Annotated in this window: 13 protein-coding genes, 1 other RNA gene and 1 pseudogene; 4 read left to right on the plus strand and 11 right to left on the minus strand. The window is 38.7% G+C overall.

Going from position 1 to position 16,632, the window contains the following annotated elements:
• The first annotated feature begins 229 nt into the window (after nucleotides 1-229).
• Complete coding sequence (locus IGJ87_RS06415) at nucleotides 230-661, plus strand: GNAT family N-acetyltransferase (RefSeq protein WP_002295842.1); 432 nt, start codon at nucleotides 230-232, stop codon at nucleotides 659-661.
• A 44-nt stretch (nucleotides 662-705) separates the two neighbouring features.
• On the opposite strand, the gene IGJ87_RS06420 is transcribed toward IGJ87_RS06415, so the two are convergent.
• Together IGJ87_RS06420 and IGJ87_RS06425 are read right to left on the minus strand one after the other, a co-directional pair.
• On the minus strand, nucleotides 706-2,055 hold the full coding sequence (locus IGJ87_RS06420) for a DEAD/DEAH box helicase (protein WP_002289190.1): 1,350 nt from the start codon (nucleotides 2,053-2,055) through the stop codon (nucleotides 706-708).
• 69 nt (nucleotides 2,056-2,124) lie between these two features.
• Nucleotides 2,125-3,289: pseudogene (locus IGJ87_RS06425) on the minus strand (VanZ family protein).
• Nucleotides 3,290-3,417: 128 nt separating this feature from the next.
• Here IGJ87_RS06425 and IGJ87_RS06430 point away from each other — a divergent pair.
• Nucleotides 3,418-3,741 (plus strand): hypothetical protein, encoded by a 324-nt coding sequence (locus tag IGJ87_RS06430; protein WP_002299700.1) that lies wholly within the window; start codon nucleotides 3,418-3,420, stop codon nucleotides 3,739-3,741.
• A gap of 181 nt (nucleotides 3,742-3,922) precedes the next feature.
• Here IGJ87_RS06430 and IGJ87_RS06435 read toward each other — a convergent pair whose 3' ends face one another.
• The 9 genes from IGJ87_RS06435 to IGJ87_RS06475 form a co-directional block, all read right to left on the minus strand.
• Complete coding sequence (locus tag IGJ87_RS06435) at nucleotides 3,923-5,272, minus strand: APC family permease (RefSeq protein ID WP_002323546.1); 1,350 nt, start codon at nucleotides 5,270-5,272, stop codon at nucleotides 3,923-3,925.
• Nucleotides 5,273-5,340: 68 nt separating this feature from the next.
• Nucleotides 5,341-6,294 carry an L-threonine 3-dehydrogenase gene (locus IGJ87_RS06440; protein ID WP_002325703.1) on the minus strand — a complete coding sequence of 318 codons (954 nt, stop codon included), beginning with the start codon at nucleotides 6,292-6,294 and terminating at the stop codon, nucleotides 5,341-5,343.
• 101 nt (nucleotides 6,295-6,395) lie between these two features.
• On the minus strand, nucleotides 6,396-7,586 hold the full coding sequence (locus IGJ87_RS06445) for a glycine C-acetyltransferase (protein WP_002299697.1): 1,191 nt from the start codon (nucleotides 7,584-7,586) through the stop codon (nucleotides 6,396-6,398).
• A 644-nt stretch (nucleotides 7,587-8,230) separates the two neighbouring features.
• Nucleotides 8,231-8,914 (minus strand): HD domain-containing protein, encoded by a 684-nt coding sequence (locus tag IGJ87_RS06450; RefSeq protein ID WP_002289185.1) that lies wholly within the window; start codon nucleotides 8,912-8,914, stop codon nucleotides 8,231-8,233.
• A gap of 80 nt (nucleotides 8,915-8,994) precedes the next feature.
• On the minus strand, nucleotides 8,995-10,491 hold the full coding sequence (locus IGJ87_RS06455; RefSeq protein WP_002289184.1) for a carboxypeptidase M32: 1,497 nt from the start codon (nucleotides 10,489-10,491) through the stop codon (nucleotides 8,995-8,997).
• 45 nt (nucleotides 10,492-10,536) lie between these two features.
• Nucleotides 10,537-11,703 carry a THUMP domain-containing class I SAM-dependent RNA methyltransferase gene (locus IGJ87_RS06460; RefSeq protein WP_002289183.1) on the minus strand — a complete coding sequence of 389 codons (1,167 nt, stop codon included), beginning with the start codon at nucleotides 11,701-11,703 and terminating at the stop codon, nucleotides 10,537-10,539.
• Nucleotides 11,704-11,911: 208 nt separating this feature from the next.
• Nucleotides 11,912-12,279, minus strand: an RNA gene (gene rnpB, locus IGJ87_RS06465) — RNase P RNA component class B.
• A 21-nt stretch (nucleotides 12,280-12,300) separates the two neighbouring features.
• Nucleotides 12,301-12,720, minus strand: coding sequence for a cell division regulator GpsB (gpsB, locus tag IGJ87_RS06470; RefSeq protein WP_002295835.1), 420 nt, complete (start codon nucleotides 12,718-12,720; stop codon nucleotides 12,301-12,303).
• An 89-nt stretch (nucleotides 12,721-12,809) separates the two neighbouring features.
• Nucleotides 12,810-13,349 carry a DUF1273 domain-containing protein gene (locus IGJ87_RS06475; RefSeq protein WP_002299695.1) on the minus strand — a complete coding sequence of 180 codons (540 nt, stop codon included), beginning with the start codon at nucleotides 13,347-13,349 and terminating at the stop codon, nucleotides 12,810-12,812.
• A 63-nt stretch (nucleotides 13,350-13,412) separates the two neighbouring features.
• On the opposite strand from IGJ87_RS06475, the gene recU reads away from it, so the two are divergent.
• Together recU and IGJ87_RS06485 are read left to right on the plus strand one after the other, a co-directional pair.
• On the plus strand, nucleotides 13,413-14,060 hold the full coding sequence (gene recU, locus IGJ87_RS06480; protein ID WP_002289604.1) for a Holliday junction resolvase RecU: 648 nt from the start codon (nucleotides 13,413-13,415) through the stop codon (nucleotides 14,058-14,060).
• Nucleotides 14,050-16,431: a PBP1A family penicillin-binding protein gene (locus IGJ87_RS06485; protein ID WP_002289606.1), complete on the plus strand. Its 2,382-nt coding sequence runs from the start codon at nucleotides 14,050-14,052 to the stop codon at nucleotides 16,429-16,431. Before recU ends, IGJ87_RS06485 begins: the two co-directional genes overlap by 11 nt.
• Nucleotides 16,432-16,632 lie beyond the last annotated feature (201 nt).

The raw sequence follows: 16,632 nt of genomic DNA on the forward strand, positions 1-16,632 counted from the left end.
GAGCAATTTGATTAGTGACTATTCTTTTTTCAGCCAAGAAAGAATTTTCTGTGAGTCTTAAAAAACAAATCATATCCTTTTCGTACTTAATTAGTATACGCATTCTATTGATCACTGTCAATATCTCAATTTTTATTTTCATTTCCTTTTGGTCATACTCCACGATTTTTGGTACGATAAGAATAAAGGAATCAATACATCTCTGCTATTCATGACAAGGAGGAATATGATGAAAAAAATAGTTGGAGCGGATGAATGGATACGCGCAGCTAGCTGCTTTTTGAGATATCAAGTTTTTGTATTAGAACAAGGGATTCCTGCAGAACTAGAATTCGACGGAAAAGATATCCCGCAACAAACCTATTATCTATTTCTTGATCAAAAAAGACCAGTAGCTACTTTGCGTTATGAAAAGAAAACACCTACTTGCTTCAAGCCGGAACGATTTTGCGTAGCAAAAGAATACCGAGGAAAAGGGTTAGGCGGTCAGTTGCTTGAAGCTGCTGAAAAACGGGCGGTTTCAGAAGGTTGTCAGACTAGTTATGTAGTAGCTGAAATGACGGCTGTAGATTTTTATGAAAAACAAGGGTATCATACTTGCACAGAACCTTTTATTGAAGATGAAGTACTTTGTATCGGAATGGAAAAAAGTCTAGCTTAAAAACAAGAGATTGTGACACGCCTTTTGTCACAACCTCTTGTTTTTTATTTATGTGAATTTTTCTTATTTTTACGAGCAGTACGGCTTTGCTGTCTGCGTTCGATTTTGCGTTCTTTTTTATTTTTTTCTGCAATTGCCCAATCGATTTTTTTCTTATAACCAGGCTTGATCTTTTTCTTTTTCTTCTTCACAAGACCAATCAGCGTGGGATCTAATACATCTTTTGATTTTTCTCGTTTGGCACGTCTATTACGATCGTATGTTTTGACGATTTCCCCGTTTTTGATTTCTTTTGGTTCAAATGAGACGCCCAATTTTTCTATCGCATCAATGGCTTGCTCATCATTTGGCGAATATAACGTAATGGCCGTTCCTTTTAAGCCATTACGTCCAGTACGTCCGACACGATGGATAAAGAAGTCTAGATCTTCTGGAATTTCTGCATTGATAACATGAGAGACACCTTCGATATCGATCCCTCTAGCAGCTAAATCAGTCGCTACAACATATTGATACTCCAGATTCTGTACTTGTCGCATCACTCGTTTTCTCTCTCTTGGGGTGATGTCTCCATGAATCTTTGCTACTTTCAAGCCTTGGTTTTTCAAGTAATCGGCAATTTCATCCACATGCTGTTTTGTATTGGCAAATACGATTGCTAAATAAGGATGACCAATTGTCAGCAGTTGATAAATCATTTGATTCTCATCTTTACCTTTTGTTGAAATCAGCCAATTTTCAATGTCTTCAGAAATAACTGCTTTTGGTTTGATTTCTTCAATGATTGGATTTTCCATGTATTTTCGTAAGAATGGACGAAGTTTTTCTGGAATAGTGGCAGAAAAAACTAAAAACTGCAGCTTTTCTGGTAATCGACTTGCAATTTGGTCTACTTCATTTAAAAAACCCATATCCAATGTCATATCCGCTTCATCGACAACAAATGCAAATGCGGTGTGAATCTTCAGCGCTTGTTCATTCATCATGTCTAATATTCTACCAGGCGTGCCTACTACAACCTGTGGCTGTTGGTGATGCAGACGATTTAATTGACGCTGTTTGTCTGTACCGCCGACAAAATTCGAGACACGGATCTCCGGTGTAGAAAATTTAGCGATTTGTGTAGCTGCTTCATAGATCTGTGCAGCTAGTTCCCTACTTGGAGCTGTAATAACAACTTGTACTTCCTCTTTTTCTGCATTGATTTTTTCAAACAAAGGCAACAAAAACGTATGTGTTTTTCCTGTACCAGTTTGAGATTGCCCAATGATATTTTTTCCTTTTGCAATTAAAGGAATCAAACGTTCCTGGACCTCTGTGGGCTGTTTGAAGCCCTTTGCGGTTAACGCTTCATTGATAAACGGTTTGAAGCGGAATATATCAAAATTATTCATTCGTGCACCTCTTCTCTTTAAATTATCACGACTTTGGCATTATAACACAGACAAAGCGTTTTTGCTCAGCTAATTTCGAGAATCATCATCCTTTGTTTGGCCAATCGTGCTAACAGTATATGTGTGACTAGCTTTTTCATAAAACAGAATCCGTTTTTTTCTCAAAAATGATAGCAAGATATTTAAAATAAAAATACCTTGTAGTAACAAGACACCGAGAGAAATGAATACTGCACTCATCTGCAACACCGTATTCGTTGTCGAATTCATGATTTGCTGAAGCAACTGCCCCAACCAGCTTAAACCATAAAAAAGAAAGTACAGATACCCGTAGCGGATCATCAATGCTTTTAAAGAAATTCGTTCGCGGTCTTCTTCCACCAAACGGATACGCACAATTTTTTTGCCAAGTGTCCATCCATTGGTTATAAACGGTACAATCATAAAGTATACCCCTACTTCTAATAAAAGCCACCAGATATGAGAAGTAACTGTCCCTGAATCGAACGCAAGTTTAAAGAAAATCGCCGCTACCAAATTAATAAGAGATAAAAATGTCCAGTCGATCAAATAAGCGACCAAGCGTCGAGTCAATGAGACAGTCTTTCCTTTTTCATAAGAAAGTTCATCCATTCGTCTTCTTGTAGGAAGCATAAATGTAAATAACGGCGTAACGACAAAACCAATGATTCCACCCAATGTATTTGTCACTAAATCATTCACATCAAATAAGCGGTATGGTCTTGGGTAGATAAAATAAAGTCCACTTAGCTGCGTCAATTCAAAAAATAGAGAAAGGCAGAAACTAGCAATCATCGTTTTCATAAAAGAAAGCCGGAAATAATATCTTAAATAAATGCCAAATGGTATGAGTAATAAAACATTAAAAGCTGGTTCCAAAAATACACTCTGCTTCATTGCCGGCAGGTAGGTACTAGGTTCAGACAAGACCAATACCGTGTTGTCTCTGAAATGTTGCCATGAAGCAAATAAATGCAGCTCCATCTTTGGCCCAGTCATTTGGGCAACCGTCTCCTTTGCCGGAAGTGGTAAGATCACCAAAAAATACGCACACAATAAATAAAAAACGAAAGAATACAAAATAACTGCCCTTGTTACTAGAAATGTTCCATACTTTCGATATTCATAAATAAAAAAAAACAGATGAGATCGCTAAGGCTAAAAATGGAAAAACAATCAGCGCAAAACGAATCGGTTCGATATAACTTGCCATATGACTCCTCCTTGATTCTTTGTATCTCTCTTATCTTAGCAGTCCTTTGCTGTTTCAAGCAAGTAACGAGGCTATTATTTCTCATTTCTTTCAAAGTAAAGTAAGATAAACACAAAGGGGGTGTCGAGATGCTGAATATGTACTTTGTTTTTGGCGTACCTATTTTTTTACTGTTCCTTTATGCTACGATCGCTTATGTAAGAAAAAGAACTACAATTCATTATTTAGGATTTATTCTCCTGATTATTTCGGGTTTCATGCTAGTCTTCAATCTTCAGACTTGGCAGCAAGCACTTCTTGAAATGGATAAAATGACTCCACAAGCTTTGTCTAAAGTGCTTGGCTACCCTGTCTATCTGATTTGGCTTCCCATTTTCATTTCTGGTTGCTTGGTTTTATTAAATATTTATCGCGGCGTACGCCGAATAGTTCAGTTACGCAAATCAAAGTAAAAGGCAGAAATCGGTTGAGCCCGATTTCTGTCTTTTACTTTGCTATTTCATTGTAGACAAAACGACATTTACGTGATCAAAATTAACGAGTACTTTTGACATTTCTTCCACGTACTCCTCATTTAAATAAAATATTTTGTTTGGCAGAGAGTGCAGTTTTAATAAAATTCGAATGTTTTAGCTATCTACGTTTTAAATAGAGATAAATCGGGATACCGGCAAGTGTCAATACTATCCCCATCGAAGCTAAAAAGGTCTGAGTGATAAGCGTGCTTGATACGATAAAAGTCCCTCCAATGATTGCTACTAGTGGAATAAACGGATACATTGGAACTTTGTATGGTCGAAACAAATCAGGTTCTTTTTTACGAAGAAGAATGACACCAACAAAGACCATCGTATAAAAAATCCAAATGACAAAGATCAGCATATCCGTTAGTGTATCAAAACCACCGATCATCATCATGCCAATAGCGATGACTAGCTCTAAGATACCTGCGGCTACAGGAACTTTAGTTTTATCATGAAGTTTAGCAAAGAGCTTGCTAAAAGGCAGGTTGTTTTCTTTTGCCATAACATAAGGGAGACGCATTCCAGTAAGGGTATAGCCATTGATGGTTCCATAAACAGAAATCAAGATACCAACTGTGACCAGTCTTCCACCGAAGCCGCCAAAAATCATTTTTGCAACGTCACTTGCCGCATTGCTGTTTCCTGCGACTCCGTCGATAGATGCGGTTCTTAAGAACACCGCATTTACTAATAAATAAACGATCATGATTCCGATGATTCCTAAAGAAATTGCTTTTGGCAAATCTTTCGCCGGCTTTTTCAATTCTCCCGAAATATTTCCTACGTGTATCCAACCGTCGTATGCGAACATCGTTGCTAGCAAGCCCGCTCCCAAGGCTGAGAAAAATGAAAGATTTTCTCCTGCTTGGATCGGAAACAGTTGGAAGTCTACTCCTTCTTGTCGGAACAAACCGAAAATGACGATCACAAACAAAGGGATAAGCTTGCAGACAAGCGTAATCGACTGAAAAGCCCCTCCAGCTTTAGAACCTAAAAAATTGATCAGCAGGATCGATACAGCAGCTGTAACAGCTACGGGAACAATCATTGACTGGGAAAGACCAAATAGATTGACGAACTGTGTACCGAAAATGATCGACAAGGCTGTTACATTTGCTGGAAAATAAATCACGACTTGCGCCCAGCCCAATAAAAAAGCTGCTGTATTTCCGTAAATCCGTTCGATATATTTAATCATCCCTCCTGTTTCTGGAATAGCAGCTGCCAGTTCAGCTCCTGTTAGTCCTGCACAGACAGAAATCATACCACCGAGAAACCAAGAAAACATATGCAAACTGGCGGATCCTGTAACTTCTGCTACGCTTGCGGCTTTAAAAAATACCCCTGCACCGATCACTGTGCCCATAACAGTCGATAAAGCAGTAAAAAATCCCATCGTACGTTTTAATTCATTTTCTATTTTTACTTCTTTTACTGGCGTGGCTTGATATTCTTCCATCCCTTGTCCCCTTTCATACCATAGCCAATCCCAAAAGTATAAAAAACTTTTTGGATGTGGTTCTTGTTTTATACCGTCTCTACCAATTTTTCTTTCAGTTTTTCCAACATATCCTTTGTCATCGCATCTAAGTCGTATTTCGGCGAAAAGCCCCATTCCTCTTGCGCACAAGAAACATCTAGTGAATTTGGCCAAGATTCTGCTATTGACTGACGTACAGGATCCACATCATAATCCATTTCAAAATCTGGTATGATTTTTTGAATAGATGCTTTGATCTCTTCCGGGTCAAAAGACATCGCCGATATATTGAAGGCATTTCGATGAACCAATCGATCAGGATCTGCATTCATGAGTTTTATAATGGCATCGATCGCATCTGGCATATACATCATATCCATTGATGTACCTTGATCAATGAAACTAGTGTACTTTCCTTCTTTGATTGCTGAATAATAAATATCGACTGCGTAGTCTGTCGTACCGCCTCCTGGCAAGGTTGCATAAGAAATCAATCCAGGGAAACGGACACCACGAGTATCTACGCCATATTTCACATAATAACAATCACATAGTAGTTCTCCAGCTACCTTCGTTACCCCATACATGGTTGTAGGACGCTGAAGAGTATCTTGTGGGGTATGATCTTTTGGAGTATTTGGACCAAACGCGCCGATTGAACTTGGCGTAAAAAATTTCAGCTGGAATTCTCTAGCGACTTCCAATGCATTGACCAGCCCAGTCACGTTCAAATCCCAGGCTAATTGTGGTTTTGCTTCTGCAACAGCTGACAAAAGAGCAGCCAAATGAATCAATGTGTCCACTTGATATTGTTCTGCTATGCTGCGCATTTTTTCGTAATCCATTACATCTAGGATCTCAAAGATATCGTTTTTCTCAATGACTTCAGGCATGCGTATATCTGTCGCAATGACATTTTCACTGCCTAGTTCTTGACGTAGTCGTGTGATCAACTCTGAACCAATTTGTCCTAAACATCCTGTCACCAATACTTTTTTCATGATGATCCTCCCTGATCTTTTTTACTACTATCTTCAGATGATTAACAATATATGCGTGAACATGTTCTCTAATTTTAAATAGACGAAAAAACTAAATTTAGTTAAATAATTTCCATTTCTTTTCCTATTTTTTGATAAACTGCTACTGCTTCATCAAGCATTTCCCTCGTATGTTCCGCAGTCGGCATATTTCTGATCCTGCCTGTCCCAAGAGGCACAGTTGGATAAACGATTGGTTTAGCATAAATCCCATGTTCGATCAGCTTCTTAGAGAAAGTCTGAGTCACTTTTTCGTCTCCCAAAATGACTGGAGTAATAGGTGTTTCAGACATACCGATGTTATAGCCTGCTTTTTTCAATTCTTCTTTAAAATAATTAGCATTTTCCCAAACTTTTTCGACAAGTTCCGGATGTTCTTGCATCAAAGTAATCGAAGCCAATGCAGCTGCAGCTGCACCTGGAGTTAGCGAAGTAGAAAATAGGAATGGCCGACTTCTAGCTTTCAACCAGTCGATTAGTGTTTTCGATCCAGCTACATAACCCCCAACAACACCTATAGCTTTCGATAACGTGCCCATTTGCATATCGATTTTGTCGCTTAATCCAAAATGCTTGACGGTTCCTGCACCTTTTCCAGTTACGCCTGAGCCGTGCGCATCATCAACGTAGGTGACCAGTCCATATTTTTCAACAATCGGAATAATTTCCGGCAATCGTGCAATGTCTCCATCCATGGAGAAAACACCATCTGTGATATACATGATTTTTTTATATTTCTTACTTTCTATCGCTTCCTTTGCTTTTTTCTCAAGGTCTTTCATATCTTGATGTTTAATTCGGATGATTTTTGCTCCGGATAAGCGGCAACCGTCAATAATAGATGCATGGTTTAATTCATCCGATAAGATAGCATCTTCTTTTGTCATTACTGCAGAGATAGCGCCCATATTGCAGTTGAATCCAGATTGAAAGGCGATTGCTGCTTCTGTCCCTTTGAATTCTGCGATTTTTTCTTCTAATTGCTGATGGATTTTCAGCGAACCATTGATCGTTCGGACTGCTCCTGCTCCTACACCATAAGTTTCGGTTGCTTCAATACATGCTTTTTTCAATTCTTCGCGATTGGCAAATCCAAGATAATTGTTGGATGCTAGATTGATCATCCTTTTTCCGTCTACGATGATACAAGCACCATTTTCACTTTCTAGTATGTCGATCGTATTGTATAACCCCTTTTCTTTCAGTTGATCCAATTCTTTCTCTAAATACATTGTTAGTTCTTTGGAAGACATTGTCTCCACCTCCATATTCATCTGTCTTGCAGAACATACCAAACATATATCGTGTCATTCATCTACAAAGCAAGTATGCCATATTTTTGATAACGCTTACACTGATTATGAGAATTATTTAACCACATTTTTTATTTACAGTATCTTTTTACTTTCAAATGACTTATATAGTATGAACAATTACCTTTTAGATAATGATCTATTTTACTCTACCTGGGCAGATAAATACAACACAACCATTGATAGAAGCCCTTTCGTTAAAATCAATTGTATTCTGAATATTTAATTTATTTATTGCATAGACCAATAAAAATACATAAAACTTCCATCTTTATTTATCAGCAATTTTTAATTTTACTCTCTGAATATTTCTTAAAAGTTTTACTTGTTGAATTCGAAAAAAGGACTGTGACAAAAGTCTTGTCACAGTCCTATTCTTCCGAATAAACGGTGTTCTCCTGCCAATTCCGAATCACAAGTTACAATATTCATCAAACATGAGAAGCTATTTTTTGAAATTGTTCCTTGTGACTCGGGGCTGAACGGCAGGCTCATGACCTCTTGGTAAACAGTGTTCCAGAAGTAAATTTTACGGAAAATGATCCGAAATATCTTGGAGCTGACCACTTCTGTCACAACCTCCATCATTTTTTGTTATTTTTGATCCAATTGTCTGGAGTAAAATTTTCATCGTCAATAGACCATTCCAGAAAAAATTCTTCTAAGAATTCACGCATGAAGGTTTCTCTTCGTTTGGCTTCTTCATATCCGTAATCAGTATTCATTTTATCAGACAGCAAGAACAGTTTTTCATAAAAATGATTGATCACTGTCGTGCCTTTTCGGTAATTTTCTTTGTCCTTGAATGTTTGCGGATACAGTTCAGGATCAAAAATCGGGTGCCCATGTCCACCGCCGAAATAAGCAGTACGCAAAATGCCGATTGCTCCTAATGCTTCGATACGATCAGCGTCTTGAACGATCTTACCTTCCAGAGATAGTTCGGCCGCTTCAGAGAGATTTTTAGAAAAGGACATATTTTCGATAATGGAAAAAATCATCGAGATCTGTTCCTCTACTATTGGCAAAGAGCGAAGGAATACACGAAGCTGTTGCTTTGCCTCGTTCTCATTTTTAACGACTTTATCATCAATCGTATCATGTAGGTAAGCTGCTGCAAGCGTCACAAAGCGGTCTGCCTGCGGTTCCGTCTCCAAAATTTTTTCAGCTAACTTGACAACTCTTTTGGTATGATCGCTCCCATGTCCTGTTTGATCATGCGCTAATTGGTCCATACTATAATCAGCGATCACTTGTAATTTATCCATTCGTTCCACTTCTTTCTTAAGTAAATAGCTGAAAACATCTATAGATTAGATGAATTTCAGCTATCTTTGTAAATTGTATTTTATTTTACCTGATATACATTAAAATACAGGTCTTTCATATAGTCGATCAGGTATTGCGGATTAAGCGGTTCATGTGTTGCATCCATGATTAATTGATTTGGTTTTCTAGATGCACCATATTGATGGATATGCTCTGACATCCAGTTTTTGATTGGAGAATAATCGTCTGACGCTAGAACATTTTCCACATCTATTTCTTGCTGCAAAGAATGAAGTAATTGTGCCGCATACATGTACCCTAATGCATAAGAGGGAAAATAACCAAAGCTTGCACCTGACCAATGAACGTCTTGTAGGATGCCTTCCACATCATTTGTTGGTCGTATTCCCAGATACTCTTCATATTTTTGATTCCATATTTCAGGTAGTTCAGCAACATCTACCCCTTCATTGAAAATCATTTTTTCGATTTCATAACGAATGATGATATGGAGAGGGTAAGTCAAACTGTCTGCCTCGATACGAACCAAACTTGATTTTGTATGGTTCAATGAACGATAAAATTTGTCAAAAGGAATATCATCGAATGTTCCTTCTGCACATTCTTGAAAGAAAGGATATTGCTTTTTCCAGAAGCTGCGACTACTTCCAATAATGATCTCGTTAAACAACGATTGTGACTCATGGATACCCATTGATGTACCTTCATAAACCGGTGTATACGCATATTTATCATCGATGTCTTGTTCATACATACCATGACCAGCCTCGTGGATCACTCCAAAAACAGCCATTTTGAAATCTGTTTCGTTCCATCGTGTCGTGATTCGTGCATCATTCGGATTAATTCCAGTCATAAATGGGTGGACAGTGTCATCTAAACGACCACGACTAAAATCATAACCAAGTTGTTCGATTACTTTCACTACAAATCTCTTCTGTTGTTTTTTCGTCATTCTCCGATTTAAAAAGTCTGTTTCAGGTTCAGTCCCTTTTTCTTGGAGCGTACGGCGGATCGAAAGAATTCCTTCTTTAAGCTGATCAAATACCTTATCAAGGATTTCGACAGTCATCCCGGGTTCGTATTGATTCAGCAAAACATCATAATTCGTCTTTTCATCTTTTCTCCAGTAAGGTATCAACTGTTTTGTTAATTCAATATTTTGATTCAATGCGTGTTGAAAATCAGAAAATTGTTGTGTTTCTCTAGCTTTTTGCCATTGTCCGTGTGCTGAAGAAACGGCAGCTGTATATTTTCTCATAAGATCTTCCGGTACGCGATGTTCCAAATCATACTCTTCTTTTACTTTGGCAAAAACGGCAGTTCCAACTTCCGACAATTCTTCCGGATGTTCAGAAAAATAGCGAATGGCTTCTTTGATTTTTGGACCGATTTTTTTTGAAAAATAAATGCTGTAAAGATAGCTGTCTACTTCACTTCGGTATGCACTAGCTTTTTCAGGCATACCTGTTTGTGTATCCCAATCGAGGATTCCTAAAGCTTGTTGTAGAAGATTGATTTCTTTTACTTCTTGTAAAAACTCTTTTTCTTTCATTCCCTATTCCTCCAAACATCCAATTGAATGAATCAATTAGTAAGATTATTCGTCTTTCTCTTTTTTTCTAGGCGGACGAGTTCCCCAATACTGGAATAGATCCGTACGCAATGCACCATTGTACAATTTTCTTTTTTTGGTTGCTTTTTGTCCGTAAAATTCCTCAAACGCTAAGTCGCTAGTCAAGATATATTTACTCCATGTTTTTAATGGACGGAATACATCGCCCATTTCTTTATATAATTTCCGAACAGTTTCTTCTTCTCCTAGACGTTCTCCGTAAGGCGGATTAGCCACGATGACCCCGTATTCTTTATCCGTTTTGAAGTCTTTGACTGCTTGTTGCTTAAAGGTAATCGAAGAGCCTAATCCGATTTCTTCTGCATTGGCTTTGGCAATTTCAATCATCCGTCCATTGATATCTGAACCAGTAATATCTAATTCAATATCATAATCTGCTTTTTCTTCGGCTGCTGATCGAACATTTTCCATGATTTCTTGACTGAACCAATCCCAAGATTCGCAAGCAAACTCACGATTGAATCCTGGTGCGATATTATGGCCTATTAAGGCTGCTTCAATACAAAGCGTACCTGAACCACATACAGGATCATAAAATGGACGGTCTTTTCGCCAATTTGTCAACATAATAAGTGCTGCTGCCATGTTTTCTTTCAATGGTGCTCCACCTTTTTCTAAGCGATAACCACGTTTGAATAAACTTGGTCCTGTCGTATCCAGAGTTACCATCACATGGTCTTTCAGCAAAGCTACTTCCAACTGAAAATGTGCGCCAGTTTCCGTCAGTGGTACAGAAGCTGGACGGTGATAATAGGTACGGAGACGTTCAACGATTGCTTTTTTTGTGATCGCTTGGCAATCAGGTGTGCTATATAGTTTCGACTTGATCGATTTTCCAGCTACAGGAAAAGCTGCATCTAGTGGAAGAAAATCTTCCCAAGGCAATGCTTTTACGTTTTCAAACAATTCATCAAACGTATACGCATCGAATTCCCCAACCACGATTTTTACTCGATCTGCTGTACGTAACCATAAATTAGCTGTAGCGATCGTTTCCATTGTTCCTTCAAAACGTGCACGTCCGTTCTCAACTTGGCATTCGATTCCAAGATCTCTTAATTCTTTACCAACCAGTGCTTCTAGCCCGCTTGCCGCAGTTGCGACGAGGTTGAACTTCCTGTTTTTTTCCATACACAATCTCCTTATTTATAAAAAAAGGAGGTGGGACATCAGTCCTACCCCACACTTTTACTCAAATTCCGAATAACCGGTGATACAAAAGTTTGTTTTGTAATAAGAACGATTCATCTGAAGTATTGAAAAATAGCTTTCAAATGTTTTTCTTGTTTCTTATAACGCATTACTTTTGTCACGACCTAATTCCCTGATGTTTGCGGTTTTCTATAAGCCATGTTCTGTACTTTGCTTTTCCAGGGAGAAAAAACAAAGCGGTAACCATCTATCTGCAGTTATACTGCCTTTTTGTCCTGTTCTTCTTCCAGACAAAAAGCGCCCCTACCATTGTTTGGGTTGCTCGCTCGAGGGGTTTACCGCGTTCCACCGGATGGGTTTCCCCAGCCGCTTCGTCACTGTGGCACTTTCAAGGATACTTAAGCATAGCCGAAGCCTTAGCTTGTTTTCCTGCCGTTACTCCAAAGAGTACCTTAGCTTATGGTTTCGCTAAGCACGAACACTACAGGCATCACAGCCTGTGCGAGCATGGACTTTCCTCAGCCTGATCAAGTCAGACCGCGATTACCCGAAAACCGCAAATTCATTAATCAAAAATTAAAATTGACGTGTTTTTTCATTATCATCTAAGCTTGTGTCTGCATTTGTGTAGTTATTTGGATTAGGTTGTGCTGGTTTGACTGCACTTGCTTGTTGATCAAGCTTTTTACCAAATACTTCACGTTCAAGATTTGACAAGCGTTTTAAGATATCAAAATTGGTCACTGCTGCGCTCTTTGGTGCCTCTGTTTGTTGCACGCGTGTTTGAGCTGCTCCTTGAGTTTTAGATAATTGAGCTACTTTTGCACTCAATCGATCGTTTTCTTCTTGTAAAGCAAGGAGTTCTTTGCTGTAAGTTTCATAATCTTTGATGATATTGTCTAAGAATTCATCAACTTCAACGGGATCATAGCCGCGCATTTTTGTTTTGAATTCTTGTTGTAAAATGTCTTTAGGACTATAAACCAAATTCGCCATATTTACACCTCTAGTTTTCATTTACGTAATAACATTTCTACCTTTTTCATTGTATAGGAAAAAAGTTGATAAATCAAACACAATATCGATTATTCACTAAAATTTTGAAGATCGTCCATACTGATCAGCCGAATTTCGTAGGGATGATCTGCTTGGTAATTCTGTGCATCTTCAAAAAAATACTTCGTTTTTCCAGGGAATTCTTCATCATAGATCAGCAGACAGCCCACTGTATGCTCAAGTATAAAACGAGTGTGATTCTTTAGCTGACTAGGTGATTGGTAGGGTTGATGGCTAACAGCTTCGACATAATCTGCTAATTGTTCTGCTAATTGTTTTTTTTCTTGGTTCCCTTCATTCCAGTTATTACCAAAATCAGAAAAAGGATACAAAATACCAAGAGATAGTTCCGGATATTCTTCTTTCAATTCCGCTACTATTTGCACAGCCCATAGTTCGACGCCCAAATTCCCACTGACAAGTACCCATTCCAGCCCTTCTTCTGCTAACTGATGGAGTTCTTTTTTTAAAACATTTTTAACAACTTGGATTTTAGGATCATTTTCTTTAAAAACACCGAGTTCGAAACTTCGATACCCAGACACATAGATTACTTTTGACTTATCCATCTCAGATTCCTTTTCTTTCTATCCGCTTTTTTGCTATAATGTGGCCTAGGAGTGTGATTAAAGATGGTATTGCGCTATCCAAATGGCCAACCTTATTATAAGAATGCCTCTCCCGTCGAAAAAATTCAAGAAAAAAGAAATCAGATCACTGAATTCGGCAATCGGGGGATGCGCTTTGAAGAAGCAATCAATGAAAGTAATAAATATTATCTTTCCCGCGGGTTGGCGGTTATCCATAAAAAGCCTACCCCTATCCAAATCGTGAAAGTAGACTATCCTAAGAGAAGTGCTGCTGTGATCAAGGAAGCCTACTTTACCCAAGCCTCAACTACAGACTATAATGGCGTCTATCGAGGCTTTTACTTGGACTTTGAAGCAAAAGAAACCAAGAACAAAACATCTTTTCCCTTTAAAAACTTCCATGCCCATCAAATCGAACATATGAAAGCATGCCTCGAACAAAATGGGGTCTGCTTTGTCTTGTTATGGTTTTCGTCTTTGAAGCGCTGTTTTTATTTGAATAGTGTTCATTTGATTGCTTACTGGGACGCCCAAAAGGAAAAAGGACGCAAATCACTACCTTTATCTTTGATCGAAGAACTAGGAATAGAGATCAAAACTGGTATTTCTCCGCGGATTCCTTATTTGGACGCGGTTGACTTCTATTTATCAACATTATCTATTGAAGGAGAAAGCAAGAATGGCAAATGAACAAACTAGAAGCTCTAGACGACAGAAACAGCCTACTCCTAAAAAGAGTGTGAAGAAGAATTCTGGCAAAGGTTCTGGAAAGTCCTCTGGAACACATAAAAAAGGATTATTTATCAAGATCCTTTTAGGAATACTCTCATTTTTCTGTATCCTCTTTTTAGCAGGTGTAGGACTTTTCTGGTATTACGCAAAAGATGCGCCCGAATTGACGGATAAAAAATTAGACGCTACCGTATCTTCCAAACTATATACACAAGATGGCGAACTATTCGAAGATTTAGGCGCAGAAAAGCGTGAAAAAATTTCTGCGAATGAATTACCGAAAACATTAGAAGATGCGATCGTGTCGGTAGAAGATCGCCGTTTTTATAAACACATCGGGGTTGACCCTATTCGGATCATCGGTTCTGCCCTCTCTAACTTTACCTCTGGCGGACTGCAAGGCGGAAGTACTTTGACACAGCAATTGATCAAACTTTCCTTCTTCTCCACCAGTGCCGAGGATCAGACTCTGAAACGCAAGGCCCAAGAAGCGTGGATGGCTGTAAGATTGGAACAAAAAAAATCGAAACAAGAGATCTTGACCTACTACGTAAATAAAGTGTATATGTCAAACGGCTTGTACGGGATGGAGACAGCTTCTGAGATGTACTTTGGTAAGAAATTATCAGAACTTTCTTTACCGCAAACAGCATTGCTTGCTGGGATGCCTCAAGCCCCTTCCGCCTATGATCCTTATGTTTATCCAGATCAGGCGAAGAAAAGACGAGATACTGTTTTGTATACGATGCTTCAAAACGAAAAAATCTCTCAAACAGAATATGATCAAGCTGTTAATGTACCGGTAACGGATGGTCTGCAAGAACTAACTCAATCCGATGACAATACTAAGATCGTCGATAATTATGTCAAAGAAGTCATCAATGAAGTACAAGAAAAAACAGATAAGAATGTCTACACAGACGGTTTAGAGATTTATACGAATTTGGATCTGGACGCCCAAAAGAAACTATATGATATCGTCAACACGGATCAGTATGTCTCTTACCCAGACGACGAGATGCAAGTTGCCTCCACCCTTATCGACACCAATACCGGGAAAGTAAAAGCCCAGATTGGCGGACGTCACATCGCAGAAGACGTAACTTTAGGCAACAACTTAGCAGTGAATACTTCCCGTGATTTTGGTTCTACGATGAAACCTGTCACAGATTACGGACCAGCTTTTGAATATTTGAAATATTCTACTGGAAAAACTATTACTGACGCACCGTATAACTATGAAGGGACTTCGACTCCTGTAGGAAACTGGGATAATCAATATATGGGCACCATTACTTTACGCCAAGCACTTTACTTATCCCGTAATGTTCCAGCAGTCAAATTATTCAATGAAGTCGGTTCAGATAAAGTGGCTTCTTTCTTAAAAAATCTTGGGATCGAATACAGTACGATCCATCAATCGAATGCGATCTCTAGTAATACGGAAGAACAAGATGGGACAAAATACGGAGCTTCTTCCTTAAAAATGGCAGCAGCCTATGCGGCTTTCGCCAATGGAGGGACTTATTACAAACCTCAATATGTTAATAAAATCGTCTTCCAAGACGGAACAGAAGAAACTTATGAGCCAGATGGAAAAACAGCCATGTCTCCAGAAACAGCTTATATGATCACAGACATTTTAAAAGATACGATCACTGAAGGAACTGGTACGAATGCGCAAATCGCTGGGTTATATCAAGCCGGTAAGACCGGAACATCCAATTACACAGATGACGAGTATGCAAAACTTGGTATTTCTTCTGGGGTGTATCCAGATATCCTATTTGCGGGCTATACGCCAAATTATTCGATTTCCGTGTGGACAGGTTACAATAAAAAAATGACACCTGTCACTTCGGAATCGTCACACGTAGCCTCTGATGTTTATCGCGAGCTTATGCAGTATGTTTCAGCTAACGTGACAAATACAGACTGGGAGATGCCAAGCGGATTAATTCGTGTGGGCGGTGAACTGTACTACAAAGATCAATATACAGCTAGATCGAATGCAATTACACCATCAACAACTATTCCATCTTCCAGCTATGTCCAGACTCCTGGAAGCTCAACAACAGAGACAACGACTCAAAGCTCTAGCTCTACTAGTCAAAGCGAATCAACTGCTGAGTCCTCAAAAGAAAGCACGACAGCAGAAACAAGCGAGCCAGCGTCTTCAACAACGGTTCCTTCTTCTTCATCCGAAGAAAGCTCGACACCGTCTTCATCTGCTCCTCCTGCTTCTTCCAGTGAGCCAGCAACTAGCGGAGCGGATGCTGCAAATGACCATACACCATCCAGCAGCACCTCAGCTTCTGGAAACAGATAGTAAAAAAGAAACCACGTCTACAAGCGTGGTTTCTTTTTTGTGTCTATGTAAAAAACAGCTACAAATAAAAATCATGTACCAAGCTGTATTACATGATTTTTTATAAGACTATCCAGCATATACATGTGTGATCTAACATTTAGCTTAAAAATTAGAAAATCCATTTTTCTTTTATCATTACATATACTTTATCCATTTACT

Origin of the sequence: Enterococcus sp. DIV1411a, from assembly GCF_050531945.1 — a bacterium.
GTDB classification, from domain to species: Bacteria; Bacillota; Bacilli; order Lactobacillales; family Enterococcaceae; genus Enterococcus_B; species Enterococcus_B faecium.